Here is a 15641-nt window from a genome sequence, read left to right on the forward strand (position 1 = left end):
CGGGAGTGTTGCACATGAGCTCGCACCCGCTGATTGAGCTTGCCGGGGTCAGCAAAGTCTACCCCCTGCCGTCGGGAGACGTGGTCGCACTCGACAACCTCTCCCTCGGGATAGACGAAGGGGAGTTCGTCGCCATCATGGGACCGTCAGGGTCGGGGAAATCAACCCTTCTCAACCAGATCGGCTGCCTCGACGTCCCTACCTCGGGGACCCTGCGAATAAAAGGGAGCGATATCGGTTCGCTGAGGGATCACGAACTTACCGACCTTCGGTTGAATACCCTCGGGTACATCTTCCAGAAGTTCAACCTCATCGGGCTCCTTACCGCCTACGAGAACGTGGAATATCCCTACATCCTCAAACACCGCCACCCGGACGAGAGCGGGATCGTGGCGGAGATGCTCCGGAAGGTCGGTATCGACGAAAAACTCTCGGCCCACAGGCCGAATGAACTCTCCGGAGGGCAGCAGCAGAGGGTTGCGATTGCGAGGGCCCTGATCAACGACCCTGCAATCCTTCTCTGCGACGAGCCGACCGGAAACCTTGACACACGGACCGGCGGACAGATCATGGAGATGCTCGCGGAACTGAACCGCGAGGGAAGGACGGTCATCATGGTGACACACGACCCGGCGATCGCCCGGTACGCGGGACGGTCCATCACTATTCAGGACGGGAGGGTGGCCTAATGGCGAAAGACGTAATTTTCCAGCTCTCTCTCCGGAGCATCAGGCTTCATTTCCTGCGTTCCGTCCTCGCTGCACTCGGTATCGTGATCGGGGTGGTGGCCATCTCGTCGATGGGCATGATGGGGGCCAATATGACCCTCTCGGTTACCGAAGAACTCTCCTCCATGGGGAATGTTCTCGTGGTCCACGCGGATTCGGGTGGAGGCGGCGGGATGATCTTCCGGTCGGGCGGCGGCGGTGGCGGTGTTTCGGGCGGAGACGACGATACCACCATCTCGGATTCGGAGTTCGAGCAGATCAACAGGGCGGCAGATAAGTACGGAACGGTCTATTATCTCTATTCGGGAAATGACCGTATCTCGATAAGTTCCCAGGATGGAAGGGCGAGTATCTACGGGTTGGACCCGGATGTGATGCCGGAGATCCTGCCTCTCGCGGAGGGTGCCTACCCGAAAAGTACCAGTTCGGTGGTAATCGGCCCGACGCTCGCGGAGCGTTACGGACTCACCCTCGGCAGCCGTCTCACCATCGGTGATGAAGATTCCGGCGAGGAAACCGTTCGCGTGGTGGGGATTCTCGAGGAACGGGGAATGTCGATGGACCTCAATTCCGATAATGCGATCATCACCACCGAAAAATGGTATACCGGAGTCTATGGAGGAGAAGGTGAATACGACCAGGTCAATGTCCTCCTCGACGACATCAATGACGCGGATGCCGCAAAGACCGCGATTACCGACCAGTTGAACCGCAGGGAAAACGTGGTGAGCGTCCAGGACAGCAGCCGGATGCTCGAGAGCATCACCTCAACGCTGGGGACCCTCACCAGTTTCGTGATGGCGATCGCCGGGATCTCCCTGATCGTTGCCGCGGTCTCCATCTTCAACGTCATGATGATGTCGGTCACCGAACGGGTCCGGGAGATAGGGATCCTCCGGAGTATCGGGACCCAGAAGGGAGAGATCCGCAGGATGTTCATCTATGAATCGGTAATACTCGGCCTCGTAGGGGCAGGGATTGGTGCAATCGTCAGTCTCGGGATGGGGTACCTCATCGTGATGGCGATGGTGGGGACGACGGAGTATTTCTTTTTCCCCCAGAGCCTGGTCTATATTCCCCTTGCGATGGGAGTCGGGATCTTCACCTGCGTAATCTCGGGGGTGTACCCGGCCTGGAGAGCTTCAAACCTCGATCCCATCGAGGCATTGCGGGCTGAATAAAAAACAGTGATATTATGGCGGCCGGACCCCGCCACTCAATTTAGAGTATTGCAGGTGCCGGAGCTTATCCGGAGATCCGAAGTTGTCGGACCTCTCATCTCGATCAGGCGGACTATGAATGCATATTTTTAAATTTCCTGTAAGGATTATCAATAAATTCGACTTTGCATTGTTTAACGCTCCAGGGGCTGCGCCCCGCCGCTGTGGCGTCCCGACGGGATATGCCCGGCCTGTCGAACGTCCGGACTCTTTTTATCGATTCACATTGTGCGCTATCCGCCAGGGTTAATCTGCCGGAAAAAAATCTCGCCGGTGGCTGCCCACAGTGGCCGGGAGAAGCCCGAAAGAACGTTACGAAGTAAGGAAGTCAGAAAAGCCGGAATTCCAAAAAATATTCCACGAGTTTTCCCTGATTACGGCGGTAACTCACCCTTCCGTTATTCAGGAATTCCGCAGACGGCGTACTTTGTGGCTCTGTGGGGGTAAATAGTCGATTCCGTCAAAAAGAATGGGGGCTAATACGCCCGCTCACCATGCTGCGAGAGGTCGAGCCCCACATACTCCTCGGTCTCCGATACCCGGAGCCCGATGAACCGGTTGATGATCCAGGCGACGAGGTAGGTGACTCCGAAGGCGAACACCATTACCACGACCGCGCCGAAGATCTGGATCCCTAGCTGGGTCACGTTGCCCTCGACAAGACCCGAGACCCCGTTGACCGCGCTCATCGCAAAGATCCCCACGGCAATTGTGCCCCAGAGACCCCCGACCCCGTGGACCGCCCATGCATCCAGGCTCTCGTCCATCTTTTTCTGAATTCTCCAGAGCATCGCACGGTAACAAAGGAGACCCGCCACCGCACCTATCACGATAGCCGCCATGGGGGTGACGTATCCCGCCGCGGGAGTTATAGCCCCGAGCCCGGCTACCGCACCGCTTACCATGCCGAGCGAACTCGGCATCCCGCGCATCCAGGAGATACACAGCCAGGCAAGTGCCCCGGAAGCCGCAGAGATGTTGGTGACCACGATGGCATTTACCGCAAGACCGTTCGCGGCGAGTGCACTGCCGCCGTTGAACCCGAACCACCCGAACCAGAGCAGTCCGGCCCCAAGGAGCGTCATCGGGATGTTATGGGGATCGAGAGAGTACTCCCCGAACCCGGCTCGTTTGCCGATCACTATCGCAAGCGCCAGGGCAGCAAATCCTGCAGATATATGGACTACCGCTCCACCCGCAAAGTCGACAAATCCCAGCGATTGCGCCCATCCGCCTCCCCACACCCAGTGCGCCACCGGGGAATACACGAGGGTTACCCAGATAAGTGCAAAGATAAGGAATGCACTGAGCTTTATGCGTTCAGCCATGCCCGAGGTGACGATTGCGAGGGTTACCGCGGCGAAAGTGAGCTGGTACATCATGAACAGCATGGGGGGATAGGCCGCACTCGACTCGAAGGGGACGTTGTTGAGCCCGAAATACTCGAGGTTACCCACGAACCCTCCCGCATCCCCCCCGAATGCAAGGGTGTACCCGATGAAGATCCACTGGATGCATACCAGGGCGAAGGCGATGAAGGACAGTGCGACCATCGAGATGAAGTTCTTCTTCCTGACAAGTCCTCCGTAAAAGAACCCCACACCGGGGGTCATCAGCATGACCAGCGCCGTGGCGCAGAGGAGCCAGGCGATCGTCGATCCGTCTGCCATTATTCATCCGCTCCCGGAGACGCGGATAATTGCGAACGGTCCGGAAATCGATTTCTATACCATTTTGTCCAAGAAACAGACGTCTTTTTGGGATTTTTTTGAGTTCTCATGCTACGCACACCAATGGAAAGAATTTGCCTACCATAGAATTTAAGCAATACGGTTCCCTCCGGGAAGGTATATGATCCATGAGGTGCCGTTCCCCTCTACCGGGCAGGTGTCTCGGCCGACGCTGATGGAGGGTCCGACCCGTCATAGGAGCCGGTTTCATCGGGTATCAGGTAGCTTCGGGGGTGAGAATCGGTTTATAAGCAGGGGTAGACCGGATATGCAGGACCGGCAGAACGGAGATCCCGGATCACTGCCGGTGACCGCAATAAGGAAGTGAAAGAGAAATGCTCTATCGAACATTACTGGTCTGCGGGCTCATCGCCCTCATCGTCGTTCCAGCGTCCGTTATCGCGGCAGGACCGATGGGCGGCTCCGCAGAGTCGGGAAAACTCATGGGACAGAACCTGGTGGGATCAGGCAGCGGCCAGGGGTCCTCCGGCCAGGCAACGGCCGGCGATCAGACGATCAACCGCTTCGGGTTCACGCTCGATACCTCCGGAAAAGGAACCATGCTCCAGACAAGGATCTGTGACATGGAGTGCCTCCAGAACCAGACCGCACAGGACGGAGGATCGGATTCCGGATCCCTTAATCAGGCGAACCGTTTCGGTTTCTCATTGGAAACGGCCGGAAAAGGAACCATGCTCCAGACGAGGAGCCTTGATGCACAGTCTGCCCGTGATCTGATCAGAAACCAGACCCGGTTACAGGACGGATCCTGTGGCAACTGCATAAATTCCTAACCCTTTTTTTTATCGCCGGCATTTATCCTTCAGGCAACCCGATGCCGCATACCTCCGACTGGTAACAACTATCATATCCGGGACCCTATGGCGGGAATAAGTACCATCTCGTAAAAAAAGGGAAGTGTGGGGCTATTTCATCTGATGGAAGTTCCGGAACCACTGCATGTTGTCGGGTAGCGTGGCCCGGAGGGATGACCGTACAACCTCTTACGGGGGTCCCCGCGGCTCAGCTCACGAAGAACCGGATGTTCCCCCACGTGAATGAAGGAATTCGCAGGGATGTCCCGGGTGAAACGTCTGCGGGGCCGGGGGTACTGGAGTGAAGATCAGGGTCCTCGGGACCCGGGGCGAGATCGGGGAGGAATCGCCCGGTCATCGCCTGCATTCCGGTGTTCTGGTGGACAATACGCTCCTTCTCGACCTGGGAGAGAGAGAATACCTTGACCTCTCTCCCACCGCGATCCTCGTTACCCACCTTCACCCCGACCATGCATTCTTCGTGCGGGATAAGAGTGCGGTGGGAGTGCCGATTATTGCTCCCGAAGCCTATGACACCATGAATATCCGGGTGCCGGAGGAAGAATTCCGGTTGGGAGAGTACATCGTCCGGGCGATTCCCACTCATCACAGTAAACTGGTCCGGTCTCTTGCCTACCGGGTGGAAAAGGACGGGCAGGTATTCCTTTATACAGGTGACCTGATCTGGATCGATACGATGTATCATCATCTCCTCGGCGACCTTGACCTGGTTATCACCGACGGAAGTTATCTCAGGAAGGGAGGGATGGTCAGGAGAGACGAAAAAACCGGGCAGATTTTCGGTCATAACGGGATCCCGGAGCTGATCACACTATTCTCCGGTTTTACCCGGCACATACTGCTGGTTCATTTCGGCAGCTGGTTCTTTGAGGATGTCGAGGGATCGGCAGAAAAACTGCGCAAGGCGGGTGAACATATGGGGGTGGAGGTGCTTGTCGGATACGACGGGATGGAGATAGACCTCGCCGATATCCCCCGTTCAACGATTTATTCGCGAGAGCATCTCCTTTAAGCGTGCGAAATCCCCGGCGAGTTCGGAACGGAGCGGCGGGTTATGGGTCACCACCGCCGGGTGGTAGACAGGGAAGATCATCACCTCGTCCCCGTCAAACGCTCCCCTGAACAGTTTCCCATGTACCTCGCTGATCTTCCCGCCCCCGATCCCGAACCGGGAGAATATTACTCCGGCGGCGAATCTCCCCATAGGGACGATCACCCGGGGTTTTATATGGGCGATCTGGCGGTCGAGATGTCCCGAGCAGCTATGTATCTCGTCTTCTTTCGGGTCCCGGTTCTTCGGAGGGCGACACTTGACGATGCTTGTAATGAAGACTTCGTCGCGCGGAAGCCCCGTTTCCTCCAAAAACCTGTTCAGGACCGTCCCGGCCCGCCCCACGAAGGGCCTTCCCTGCTGATCCTCCTTCTCTCCGGGCGCCTCGCCGATCATCATGATCGGGCAGGGAACCGGCCCTTCGCCGGGCACCGCATTCGTCCGTGATTCGGAGAGCCTGCACCGGGTGCAGGTCATGATCTGGCTGTTGAGTGAGTCCCATTCGTCGTCGTGCATCTGCAGTCTGTCAGGATATTTGCTGTTCCAAGGACTTCAGGTCTCTGCTCTTCTCCGGACTTTTCATAAGGAGTATGTTCGTCATCACCCGAAGATTGCGCGCGAGAACATCTAGAACGGGTAGGCCCGGGGAACGTCATTCACTCCCTGAAACCAGCGCTCCGGGGCGATGGATGCCTGAGAGGGGGAAGTGCCCGGGATCATCGGCAAGGGAGAATGGACTAACCCTGCGGGGAAGGGTATGATCCATCTCATTGGGTACGGGCGAGTTATCATTTGATAATTTCGAGCGACCAACGATCCTGGTATACATGCTGGTACCTCTCTTTGTCTCGTTCGCAATAACCCTGGCATTCATAACCGTGATCGGGATCAGGTACCGCATTTCACCTTTTTTCTCGTTGATCGGAGGGGCGATCCTGTTCGGGCTGCTCGCCGGGATGAGCCCTGAGCAGGTATTCCAGGGAATAATTACCGGGCTCGGTTCGATATTTGCAATATTCGGGATCATCATCCTCTCCGGCGCGATAATCGCCCGCCTGCTGGTCGAACAGCATCAGACCGAAGAGATCGTCTCGGACATCAGGAAAAGAATAAGAAATCCCGTCCTCCTGTCAGGGTTCGCCGGCTACATTCTCTCGGTGCCGGTCACCTGCTGCATCACGGCGTTCGTGATGCTCCAGCCGATACTCGGTCATATCGGGGAGACCAAAGAGCAGAAGAACCGGCTGCTCTATATCGCCGCGTTGGGCAGCGTGATCTCCTACGCCCTTATCTACCCCACCCCGGTAGTCATCCCCCTGTATAATGCATTCTCCGGGACCCTCTCCCCGCTCGTTCTCGATGCGGTGACGATCCCTGTCTCCCTCCTGATACTGGGGGTACTTATCGTGTTGTTCATGAGAAAGGGGAAGATCTTCCCCGGAAATGAAGGGGACAGGGATCATTGCACCGATGCTGCCGATACCAACCCCGCCTGCAGGACCACGGGGTTCCACATCAGGGCCTGGGCCCCCTTCATCGTGATCATCCTCGCCCTCCCGCCGGGAGTCTATCTTCTCGGTCTCACTCATACCTCCCTGATACAGTTCATCATGCTGGCCGGGGTCGTCTGTGCGATCCTCATCGCCGACCCGCAGGTAAGAAAAAGCGCGATCTCAAAGGGAACGGGGCATGCAGGGCTCATCATCTTTGACATCTGCGGGGCGGGAGCGCTGGGAGCGATAATCGTGCAGAGTGGATTTGCCCAGCAGGCAATGGAGCAGATCAGCGGTATTTTCCCGCTCCTGATGGTCCCCTTCCTCATCGCGGCGCTGATCCAGACCGCCCAGGGATCGAGGGTGGTGACCGCGGTGATCACCGCCGGGATTCTCTCCGGGACTACCCTTCCCGCGGCGGTCAACCCGATCTCGCTCATCCTGATGGTCGCGGCAGGGTCCTGCCTGGTCTCTTTCGTGACCGACCCGTTCTTCTGGCTGATACACCGTACCACCGGCGACGATATCCCCACGGTCACCCGTTCGTACACCATTCCGCTGGCCCTCGCAGGGATCGGGCTATTTCTGGTGGCACTGGTGATCCAGGGAATCACAATTCCCTAATCACTCTACCGGAAGCGGGATCGCCTTCAGGGGGGCGGCATGAGAAACGATTCGGGAGGCCTCCGGAACGTGCGGGTCTTCGCGGAAGCCGCGTAACCCAGCCTGAAGAACGCCTGAACGGTGTGGGATCCCGAAATTCCCAAAATGTCCTTCAATTCCCCGTGGAGTTCTCCGGTCCCGGGATAATCACCGAGCACATGATGGTACGGCTGTAGCCCGATACCGGCGGAAGTCGCATGAAGCCATACCCGCTCGAGTGCCCTGCCGGCATGGATAAGGTTGACCCTGCTCTTCCCTTTCGTGCTGATCCAGCCGTATCCTGCAGCCGAACGGACCTGCTCTGCGCAACGTTCCCGGAGATAGGCGCAGAAAAGTTCCGGATCGGCCTGCACCTTCTCCCTGCTCAGCCGCTTTCCGGTGATGACGGAGAGGAGAGATTCACCTCCGCCCAACCATGAAAGACCGATCCCGTCCCCGGACAGGCGTGCCTCGTCCTCGTCGAAACGGACCATCTTGATCCATTCCATTGTCCTTTCCCTGCTTCCCAGGGCCAACGGGAGCGCCCGGGCCACCAGATCCCCGATCTCCCGGCAGACCTCCGGGTCGGTGAGGGTTACGAAGGAGGTGAACTCACTCTCAAAGGATCCCGCGACGTCCACCAGTGCATCATTATCGAGCGGTTTTTTATCGAACGGAGTCCTGCAGGTCTGCCGGGTCATCAGGAACGGAAACAGCGGATCAGCGTTCCGGTTGTCCGGGGAGGGGCTGCACTCAACCTGCGCTATCGGAAATTCATGGATCGTGGCATCGGTACCCCAACCCAGGGGAAAATAATCTATCGAAGTGCGGTATCCAAAGTACGATGCTGCAATTTTGAAATTCTCGAGGAACGTCGCCTGGGAGATGAGGGTATGCCGGTTCACGGGGTCGAGAGCGGGAAACATCCTTTCCCTGTCGATCCACAGCCTCATCGACTGTCCTTTTACCATTTCCACGCGCCAGGGCTGGGCATTGAGCAGGCTAGGGGCATGGACGGCGTAGGGAAGGCCTTCCCTGTACACATCCCCCTGCGCGAGGGGAGGATCATGCCCGGACAAATGCGGCGATACCATGAGCAACCGTTTGTCTCCTGAAAATATGAGTGTTGGGGACGGCTTCGGGAACGCAGTGAATTCCCGTTCGGGACTGGTTTTTGCCCTTCCCGAATTCGTTTCCGGTCCCACTCCCGGAAGCGGTCCCCTGCGGGTGCCCAAAGATTATCCTTCAGATGCTCGGGCCTTCCTTTCCGATGATCCGGGCAATATCCGCCATCTCACGGGAAAGAAGTCTGATAAGATCGTCGACGGTGAGGAGCCCCACGAGCCTTCCCCCATTGTCGACGATGGGCATCCTGCGCACCCCTGCGTTCTTCATCTCCTGGATGGCATCAAAAATTCCCGTGTCCTTTTTAATGGTCACGAGGTCCTTCGTCATCACCGATTCTACCAGGACCTCTCCTGCCTTCCCGGAGAGTTCGGCCCACTGGAGGGCGAGGTCGCGGTCCGTCACGATCCCCACGGGCTTGTGGTCTTTTGTCACCACGACGCATCCGATGTTCTTCCCCTTCATCAGGTCCGCAACGAAACTGACGGTAGAATCAGGTTTGACGCTCAGCACGTTGGTCTGGCAGTACTTGTAGGCGGTCACGATTACACCAATCCGAAGTGTAATTGTCGGTATGAGAGGGTAAATAAGTGACCGAATCGGCGGGGGAGTCCAATGATCCGGTTCATACAATGAGTCGTCTTCTCATCAGCCTGATGGCGAGGAAGAAGAATATGACCCCTACGACCGCGATCCAGGCAAGACTGTAGAGCACCAGGGGCGAGTATGCGGAGAGGGTGAGCGCCCGTGCGACTATCACCAGCTGGGTGAGCGGGAGTGCGGCGAGGGCGAAGACCTGGAGAGGCACAGGGAGGACCGACAGAGGGAAAAAAGTCCCGGAAAAGAGGAACATGGGAGTGATGAAGAGGAAGGAAGGATAGTTGAGCGCATCGATCCCGGGAACTATGGCGGTGAAACACATTGCAATACCCGCAAAGAGCAGCCCGGCAAAGAACGAGAATGGTATCAGAAGGAGGGATGAAGGGAGGTCCACCACCCCGAAGGCGATGAGGACGAGGAGCATCAGCGAGGCATAAATCAGGCTCCTGGTCGCGCCCCACAGGAGCTCGCCGGCGATGACCTCGTCGATCGAGAGCGGGGTCGCTACGATTGCATCGAAGGTCTTCTGGTAGTACATCCGGACGTACGAGGAGTAGGTGCACTCGAAGAACGCTGCGTTCATTATGGAGATGGAGATCAGCGCCGGAGCGATGTACCTGACGTAAGGGATCCCGTCGATCTCCCCCACGAACGTGCCGAGCCCGAACCCGATTGCAAGAAGGTAGAGGATTGGCTCGATGAAAGGGGGAAGAAAATTGACCTGGTAGGTCTTGAAAAACACGTCCCAGTTCCGGCGCCAGACCTTCCAGGCCGCATTCGTGATATAGTGACCCGTGTTCCTCATCCCTCACCTAATCCTTCAGCGCTCTTCCCGTGAGCGAGAGAAATACGTCCTCGAGGGTCGCCCGCCGGGCAAATACCCTGCCCGGGTTACAGTTATCGAAGAGATTCTTTGCCACTTCCCTCGGCCGGTCGGTAAACACCTGGACCATGTCGCCGAACACCTCGTACCGGGCGCCCATATGTTCCAGGCAGTCCACCACCTCGGGGGAGTTGTCCGCCTCCACGATGTCGCTCCCCACGAAATTCTTCACCAGATCCTCCGGGACACCCTCCACGAGGATCCTGCCGAGGTCCATGATGACCAGCCGGTTACACAGGCGCTCCGCCTCGTCAAGGTAGTGGGTGGTGAGCACGATGGTACTGCCTTCGTTCTGTACCGCCTTCAGTTTCTCCCAGATCAGGTGCCGGGCCTGGGGATCGAGCCCGATGGTCGGCTCGTCCATGATCAGCAGCTTCGGCTGGTTCACGAGCGACCGGGCGAGCAGGAGCCTTCTTTTCATCCCTCCCGAGAGCTTATCAATAAGCACGTCGCGTTTTTCCAGGAGTTGCATGAACTCAAGCAGGGTTTCGATCCTTTCCTGCGCCTCTTTCCGCGGGATATCGAAGTACCGGGAAAAGACCATGAGGTTCTCGAATACCGTGAACTCGGGATCGAGGTTCGTCTCCTGTGGCACCACCCCGAGCTGCCGCTTGATCTCCCGGGGGAAACGTTCCACGTCCATCCCGAAGACCTCGAGGTGACCTCCCGTGAGGGGGGAGATGCACTGGATCATCTTCATGGTCGAGGTTTTTCCCGCCCCGTTCGGCCCCAGGAACCCGAAAACTTCGCCCGTATGGACCGAGAAGTTGATCTTGTCAACTGCCCGCAGGCTCCCGAAATGCTTCTCCAGTTCGCGGGCCAGGATCACCGGGGTGCGCTCAGCCATGTCAGGAGAGATCGTCTCAACCTCAACAGTGAACACCCTTTCGATCCGGGGGGCCAGGGGCAGCCCGGGGAGTCGGGGGAAGATTTTAGCCCATACCCCGAATAGTACCGTGTGTTCTCGCCCGCCAGGTTTCTTGACCAGTTGATGAACATCGGCCCGGTCAAGAGGCAGAGCATCATCGGGCTTGCCGCCAATCTCGGAATCGCAGGGATCGGGTACATCGCCACGGTGTACTTCGCCCACACCCTGGGCCCGGCTCCGCTGGGGGCGTTCTATCTGTTCCTTGCCTACCTGGGTGTCGTGAACCTCCTGGCCGACGGGGGGATGGGGGGAGCGACAGTCCAGCGGGTCAGCGAGGGAGAAGATCAGCGGGAATTCTTCTCCGCGGGAGTTGCAGTCCGTCTCGTGCTCATACCCTTCGCCCTGAGCGTCCTCTTCCTGGCGCGAACCCTTCTGATAGACTTTTCCTCGACGGGCCTCTTCAACTGGCTGTTCCTTGCCGTCGTGGTCACCACGTCCGGGAGCATCATCGCCGCAGGCAACTATGGAAGGGGGAAAGCAGGAGTCATCCAGGTCGCGGAGCTCGGCACCACGATCGTCAAGGTCCTTGCGCAGGTCCTCGCGGTATATCTCGGCTACAGTGCGGCAGGGCTCGCCGGCGGGTTCGTCGCGGGGGCGATCGCCGGGATCGTCATCAACCTCCGCTTTCTCGACATTCGCCCCGGCCGTTTCACCAGGAAACATCTCTCGAGCATGGCTCCCTACGCGGGGTGGGTATTCCTCTCCGCTGCACTCGCCCTGGTGATCTCCTCCGCCGACACCATACTGGTGGGGTACTTCCTTACCACCGAGGAGGTGGGTTTTTACCGGACCTCGTTCCAGCTCACTACTCTTGCCCTTTTCATCGTCACCACCCTCACCACCGCACTCTATCCCAGGATCAGCCGGTGGTACAGGGAAGGCGAGCTTGCTACAATCGGGGAGTCGGTCGGCCGGGCCTATTCCTACTCCCTCCTCCTCGCTATACCTGTCAGTGCGGGCGGGATTATCCTTGCGGACCGTCTCTTATATTTCCTTTACGGGTCGCCGTTCACCGTCGCCGCCGCGGCGCTCTCTCTCCTTTTCCTGGTTCAGCTTGCGAGCATCTTCCCCCTCATCGATTCGATGTGCCTCGGGGCGCTCAACCGGCCCCGCACGGCGTTCGTGATCAACGCGATAAACGCGGTATTGGTAGTGATCCTCGAAGTAGCCCTCATTCCCCTGCTGGGGATCGCCGGAGCGGCTCTCGCAATTCTCGGCGCGATGGTCTTCCGGGCGGTGATTTCCCATCATGTTCTCGGAAAAGAGGTCAGTATCGCGATCGAAAGGGGAACGGTGGCCAGGATACTGGCGGCATCGACTGTGATGGGGATCGCGGTCGGTACGTTCCGGCTGCTCGTGCCCCTCGACTCGTTCTGGCTGCTGCTCGCCGATGTCATCCTCGGAGTGATCATCTACGGGGTCCTGATCCTCAGGCTGGACCGGGGGATTCACGACGAGTTGAAGGATCTCTCCAAAGGTATCGGCCTTCCCTGGCCGGGATGGCTGTGAGCATGACAGGCCTTTCACCGGGCGCAGCCCGCCCGGGGTCGCCGCCGGTTCGGGAATGCCCGCTATCGCAGTCCTTATGCCGTTTGATGCACTTGTTCCATGTAGGATATGAAAAGAACGGGATCGGTCCGGCGTGCGTGCGTAATGGTGATGATTGTCATCGGGATACTCGTAATAGTGCCTGTACTCGCACAGATCCCGGGAGCAACGCCCGAATCGCTGGTCGCAGCGGGTGACGAAGCCTACCGGGAAGGGAACTATACCGGAGCCGCCTTGGCGTACCGGGAGGCGACGATGCGTAATGCCACCTACGGGCCAGCCTGGCTGGGCCTCGGAAATGCACTCTACATGCAGGAAGACTACCGCCAGGCGCTGGATGCATACATCCAGGCGACGAACGTGACTCCCGGACTCTCGGACGCATGGCTGGACAAGGGCAACGCGCTACGGCAGCTGGGACGCACCGATGAGGCGATACAGGCATACGAACAGGCGATCGTGATGAACCCGGCATCCGAGAATGCGTATTACAACCTTGGACTGGCCTGGCAGGAGCTGGGGAACAACCCGGCGGCGACGGAAGCATTCGATCAGGCGACCCGGCTCTCCCCGCGCGATGCGTACGCCTGGAGAAAACTTGGGGATACGCTCTATGCCCAGCAAAAGTACCAGGAGGCGATCGACGCCTACGACCGTGCCCTGGCGATCCAACCGGGCATGCCCGAAGCGATAAAAGGAAGGGATGCGGCGCAGAAACGAGCATCGGAGGAGGGGCCGGTGCTCTCATCGATACCCCTGCCGGGATGGATCCCCCTGATCGCTGCGGGTGCGGCGGCCGCGATTCTGGCGCTCCGGAGAAAGAACGACTGAGTTACCGGTCCTGTGAACGATCCGGCGAAGCACTTATGTAACCGCCCCTCCATCATCACCTATGCCCATCCGGGAGATCGCGGTATCGAATTTCAAGAGTTTTCGTGAGATGGAGATCAGCCCCGACCGGTTCAATATCATCATCGGGTCGAACGCGTCAGGGAAGTCGAATTTTATTCAAATCTTCAAGTTTATCCGGGATATAGCGAAGTACGGCCTCCAGAACGCCATATCGCTGCAGGGAGGGGTGGAGTATTTCCGGAATACCCTTATCGGTCCGGTCGAAGATTTTTCCCTCAGGATCTCCTACGTCCTGGAGACCCTGCAGGAGGATATCGTCGCGGTGCGGGACGGGCTTCCGGTGTATTTCCGGCCCGTGGAGATTACCTACCAGTTCGGGCTTAAATTTGCTGATTCCGGAAAATCCTACAGTATCGCACATGAAGACCTGCTGGTGACGGGGAACTACCTGGTATACGATGAGCAGGGAACAAGAGATCGGGGAGAAGGATCGATCAGCCTGTCAAGGAGGAACCACTCCCTCCACATAGGGGTGCATCCCCCGGATTCCCTCCGGCTGCTTGAGCATGAGATCCTCCCCCTCCTCAACCAGCTAAAAGATCTCCCGCCGTCATGGCTCATGATAAACATGCCCCCTGCAATTCCCGGGATCCCCCCGCTGGAGTGGATATTCCGGGGGATGAAGGTCTTCGACTTCGATCCCAGGCTCCTGAAGAGCGCAGTCCCGATCATGGGAAAAAACGATCTTGAAAAGGACGGGAGAAACCTCGCCATCGTGATCCGGAATATCCTCGAAGATCCTGAGAAAAAAGCGTCTTTTTCCCGGTTACTCAACGACATGCTCCCGTTTGTGGACGAGGTTGAGGTCGAGAAGTTCATGGACATGTCCCTGTTCCTGAAATTCCGGGAGACCTACGGTAAAGAGAGCTATTTCCCGGCATCGATGATCTCGGACGGGACCATCAATCTCTGTGCCCTGATCATCGCCCTGTATTTCGAGGAGCGCCCGGTGACGGTAATTGAGGAGCCGGAGAGGAACATCCATCCTTACCTTATCTCCCGGCTTGTGGAGATGCTCCGTGACGCGTCCCGTACCAAGCAGGTCATCGTGACCACTCATAACCCCGAAATGGTGAGGCACGCACGCATCGAGGATATTCTCCTCATTACCCGCGACAAGGACGGATTCTCGAGGCTGGAGCGGCCCGCAAACAAAAAGGAGGTCCGGACATTCCTTGCACATGAGATAGGGATCGAGGACCTGTTCATCCAAAACCTGCTGGGCATGGAATGACCGATAAAAGGCTGTTTATTTTCGTGGAAGGGAATGATGACCAGAGGTTTTTCGCAAAAGTCATTCGTCCCGCCCTTGCATCCCGCTACACCTCGGTCGAGCTGGTGATGTATGCCTGCATGAAGAGGGAAAAAGTGTGCCAGTTCATCAGGAGCGTGATCTCAATGAACCACGATTTCATCATGGTGGCGGATATTGACCAGGAGCCGGATGTCTGGTCAAAAAAAGAGGTGATCCAACAGCGGTTCTGCACCATCGAGCGGGACCGTATCGCGGTGATCATCATGGAGATCGAGAGCTGGTACATGGCGGGACTTGAGAACCGGACGGCAAAAGCTATGGGCGTCAGACCGATGCGGCATACCGACCACCTTACCAAGGAGATCTTCAACCGGAGGATCCCCCGTCGTTACCATTCCCGGATTACGTTCATGCAGGATATCCTGGATAATTTCTCCCCGGAAACCGCCCTGGAAAAAAACCGGTCGTTCCGGTATTTTGCAAGGAAGTACCATCTGTTCCCGAAAAATTCCGGGACGAAGGACCCCATGGCCCCCGGAACGGGGCCGACGGTCTGATAACCTGGTCTCTGAAGCAATCCGGAGAGCAATCGGGGTGTTCATCGGGGCCCTGAAGAACCCCGGCCCTCTCTGATCCCGCAGTTCTCACCAGGTGCACGGAGGATCCGATCCGGCGGAATGGTAACCGCCG

15 protein-coding genes are annotated in these 15641 nt (G+C 57.8%); 9 read left to right on the top strand and 6 right to left on the bottom strand.

From position 1 onward, the window contains the following. The first annotated feature begins 14 nt into the window (after positions 1-14). Both J2741_RS08755 and J2741_RS08760 read left to right on the top strand, forming a co-directional pair. On the top strand, positions 15-689 hold the full coding sequence (locus J2741_RS08755; protein WP_209674898.1) for an ABC transporter ATP-binding protein: 675 nt from the start codon (positions 15-17) through the stop codon (positions 687-689). After that, positions 689-1909 (top strand): ABC transporter permease, encoded by a 1221-nt coding sequence (locus tag J2741_RS08760; protein ID WP_209674899.1) that lies wholly within the window; start codon positions 689-691, stop codon positions 1907-1909. The genes J2741_RS08755 and J2741_RS08760 overlap by 1 nt, the downstream gene beginning before the upstream one ends. Positions 1910-2424: 515 nt before the next feature. Here J2741_RS08760 and J2741_RS08765 read toward each other — a convergent pair. Next, positions 2425-3618 carry an ammonium transporter gene (locus J2741_RS08765; protein ID WP_209674900.1) on the bottom strand — a complete coding sequence of 398 codons (1194 nt, stop codon included), beginning with the start codon at positions 3616-3618 and terminating at the stop codon, positions 2425-2427. 395 nt (positions 3619-4013) lie between these two features. Between J2741_RS08765 and J2741_RS08770 the strand changes: the two genes are divergently transcribed. Together J2741_RS08770 and J2741_RS08775 are read left to right on the top strand one after the other, a co-directional pair. Beyond that, positions 4014-4472: a hypothetical protein gene (locus tag J2741_RS08770; protein WP_209674901.1), complete on the top strand. Its 459-nt coding sequence runs from the start codon at positions 4014-4016 to the stop codon at positions 4470-4472. Positions 4473-4794: 322 nt separating this feature from the next. Beyond that, positions 4795-5526, top strand: a complete 732-nt coding sequence (locus J2741_RS08775; protein ID WP_209674902.1) for an MBL fold metallo-hydrolase — start codon at positions 4795-4797, stop codon at positions 5524-5526. On the opposite strand, the gene J2741_RS08780 is transcribed toward J2741_RS08775, so the two are convergent. After that, on the bottom strand, positions 5494-6081 hold the full coding sequence (locus J2741_RS08780) for a uracil-DNA glycosylase (protein WP_209674903.1): 588 nt from the start codon (positions 6079-6081) through the stop codon (positions 5494-5496). The two genes, J2741_RS08775 and J2741_RS08780, sit on opposite strands and share 33 nt — an antisense overlap. Positions 6082-6392: 311 nt before the next feature. On the opposite strand from J2741_RS08780, the gene J2741_RS08785 reads away from it, so the two are divergent. Beyond that, positions 6393-7682, top strand: a complete 1290-nt coding sequence (locus J2741_RS08785; RefSeq protein WP_209674904.1) for a GntP family permease — start codon at positions 6393-6395, stop codon at positions 7680-7682. 26 nt (positions 7683-7708) lie between these two features. On the opposite strand, the gene J2741_RS08790 is transcribed toward J2741_RS08785, so the two are convergent. The 4 genes from J2741_RS08790 to J2741_RS08805 all read right to left on the bottom strand — a co-directional run bounded on the left by J2741_RS08790 (position 7709) and on the right by J2741_RS08805 (position 11191). Continuing rightward, positions 7709-8794: an Acg family FMN-binding oxidoreductase gene (locus tag J2741_RS08790; protein ID WP_209674905.1), complete on the bottom strand. Its 1086-nt coding sequence runs from the start codon at positions 8792-8794 to the stop codon at positions 7709-7711. Positions 8795-8945: 151 nt separating this feature from the next. Further along, complete coding sequence (locus tag J2741_RS08795) at positions 8946-9368, bottom strand: CBS domain-containing protein (protein WP_209674906.1); 423 nt, start codon at positions 9366-9368, stop codon at positions 8946-8948. 82 nt (positions 9369-9450) lie between these two features. Continuing rightward, complete coding sequence (locus J2741_RS08800) at positions 9451-10230, bottom strand: ABC transporter permease (protein ID WP_209674907.1); 780 nt, start codon at positions 10228-10230, stop codon at positions 9451-9453. 7 nt (positions 10231-10237) lie between these two features. Next, entirely contained in the window at positions 10238-11191 is a 954-nt protein-coding gene (locus tag J2741_RS08805) for an ABC transporter ATP-binding protein (protein ID WP_342452252.1), read from the bottom strand. 75 nt (positions 11192-11266) lie between these two features. Between J2741_RS08805 and J2741_RS08810 the strand changes: the two genes are divergently transcribed. The 4 genes from J2741_RS08810 (at position 11267) to J2741_RS08825 (ending at position 15508) form a co-directional block, all read left to right on the top strand. Next, positions 11267-12745 carry an oligosaccharide flippase family protein gene (locus tag J2741_RS08810; RefSeq protein WP_209674908.1) on the top strand — a complete coding sequence of 493 codons (1479 nt, stop codon included), beginning with the start codon at positions 11267-11269 and terminating at the stop codon, positions 12743-12745. Between the two features lie 108 nt (positions 12746-12853). Beyond that, positions 12854-13615 (top strand): tetratricopeptide repeat protein, encoded by a 762-nt coding sequence (locus tag J2741_RS08815; RefSeq protein ID WP_209674909.1) that lies wholly within the window; start codon positions 12854-12856, stop codon positions 13613-13615. 61 nt (positions 13616-13676) lie between these two features. Beyond that, positions 13677-14930, top strand: coding sequence for an AAA family ATPase (locus tag J2741_RS08820; RefSeq protein ID WP_209674910.1), 1254 nt, complete (start codon positions 13677-13679; stop codon positions 14928-14930). Further along, complete coding sequence (locus tag J2741_RS08825; protein WP_209674911.1) at positions 14927-15508, top strand: hypothetical protein; 582 nt, start codon at positions 14927-14929, stop codon at positions 15506-15508. Before J2741_RS08820 ends, J2741_RS08825 begins: the two co-directional genes overlap by 4 nt. Positions 15509-15641 lie beyond the last annotated feature (133 nt).

Origin of the sequence: Methanolinea mesophila (genome assembly GCF_017873855.1) — an archaeon.
GTDB lineage: Archaea > Halobacteriota > Methanomicrobia > Methanomicrobiales > Methanospirillaceae > Methanolinea_B > Methanolinea_B mesophila.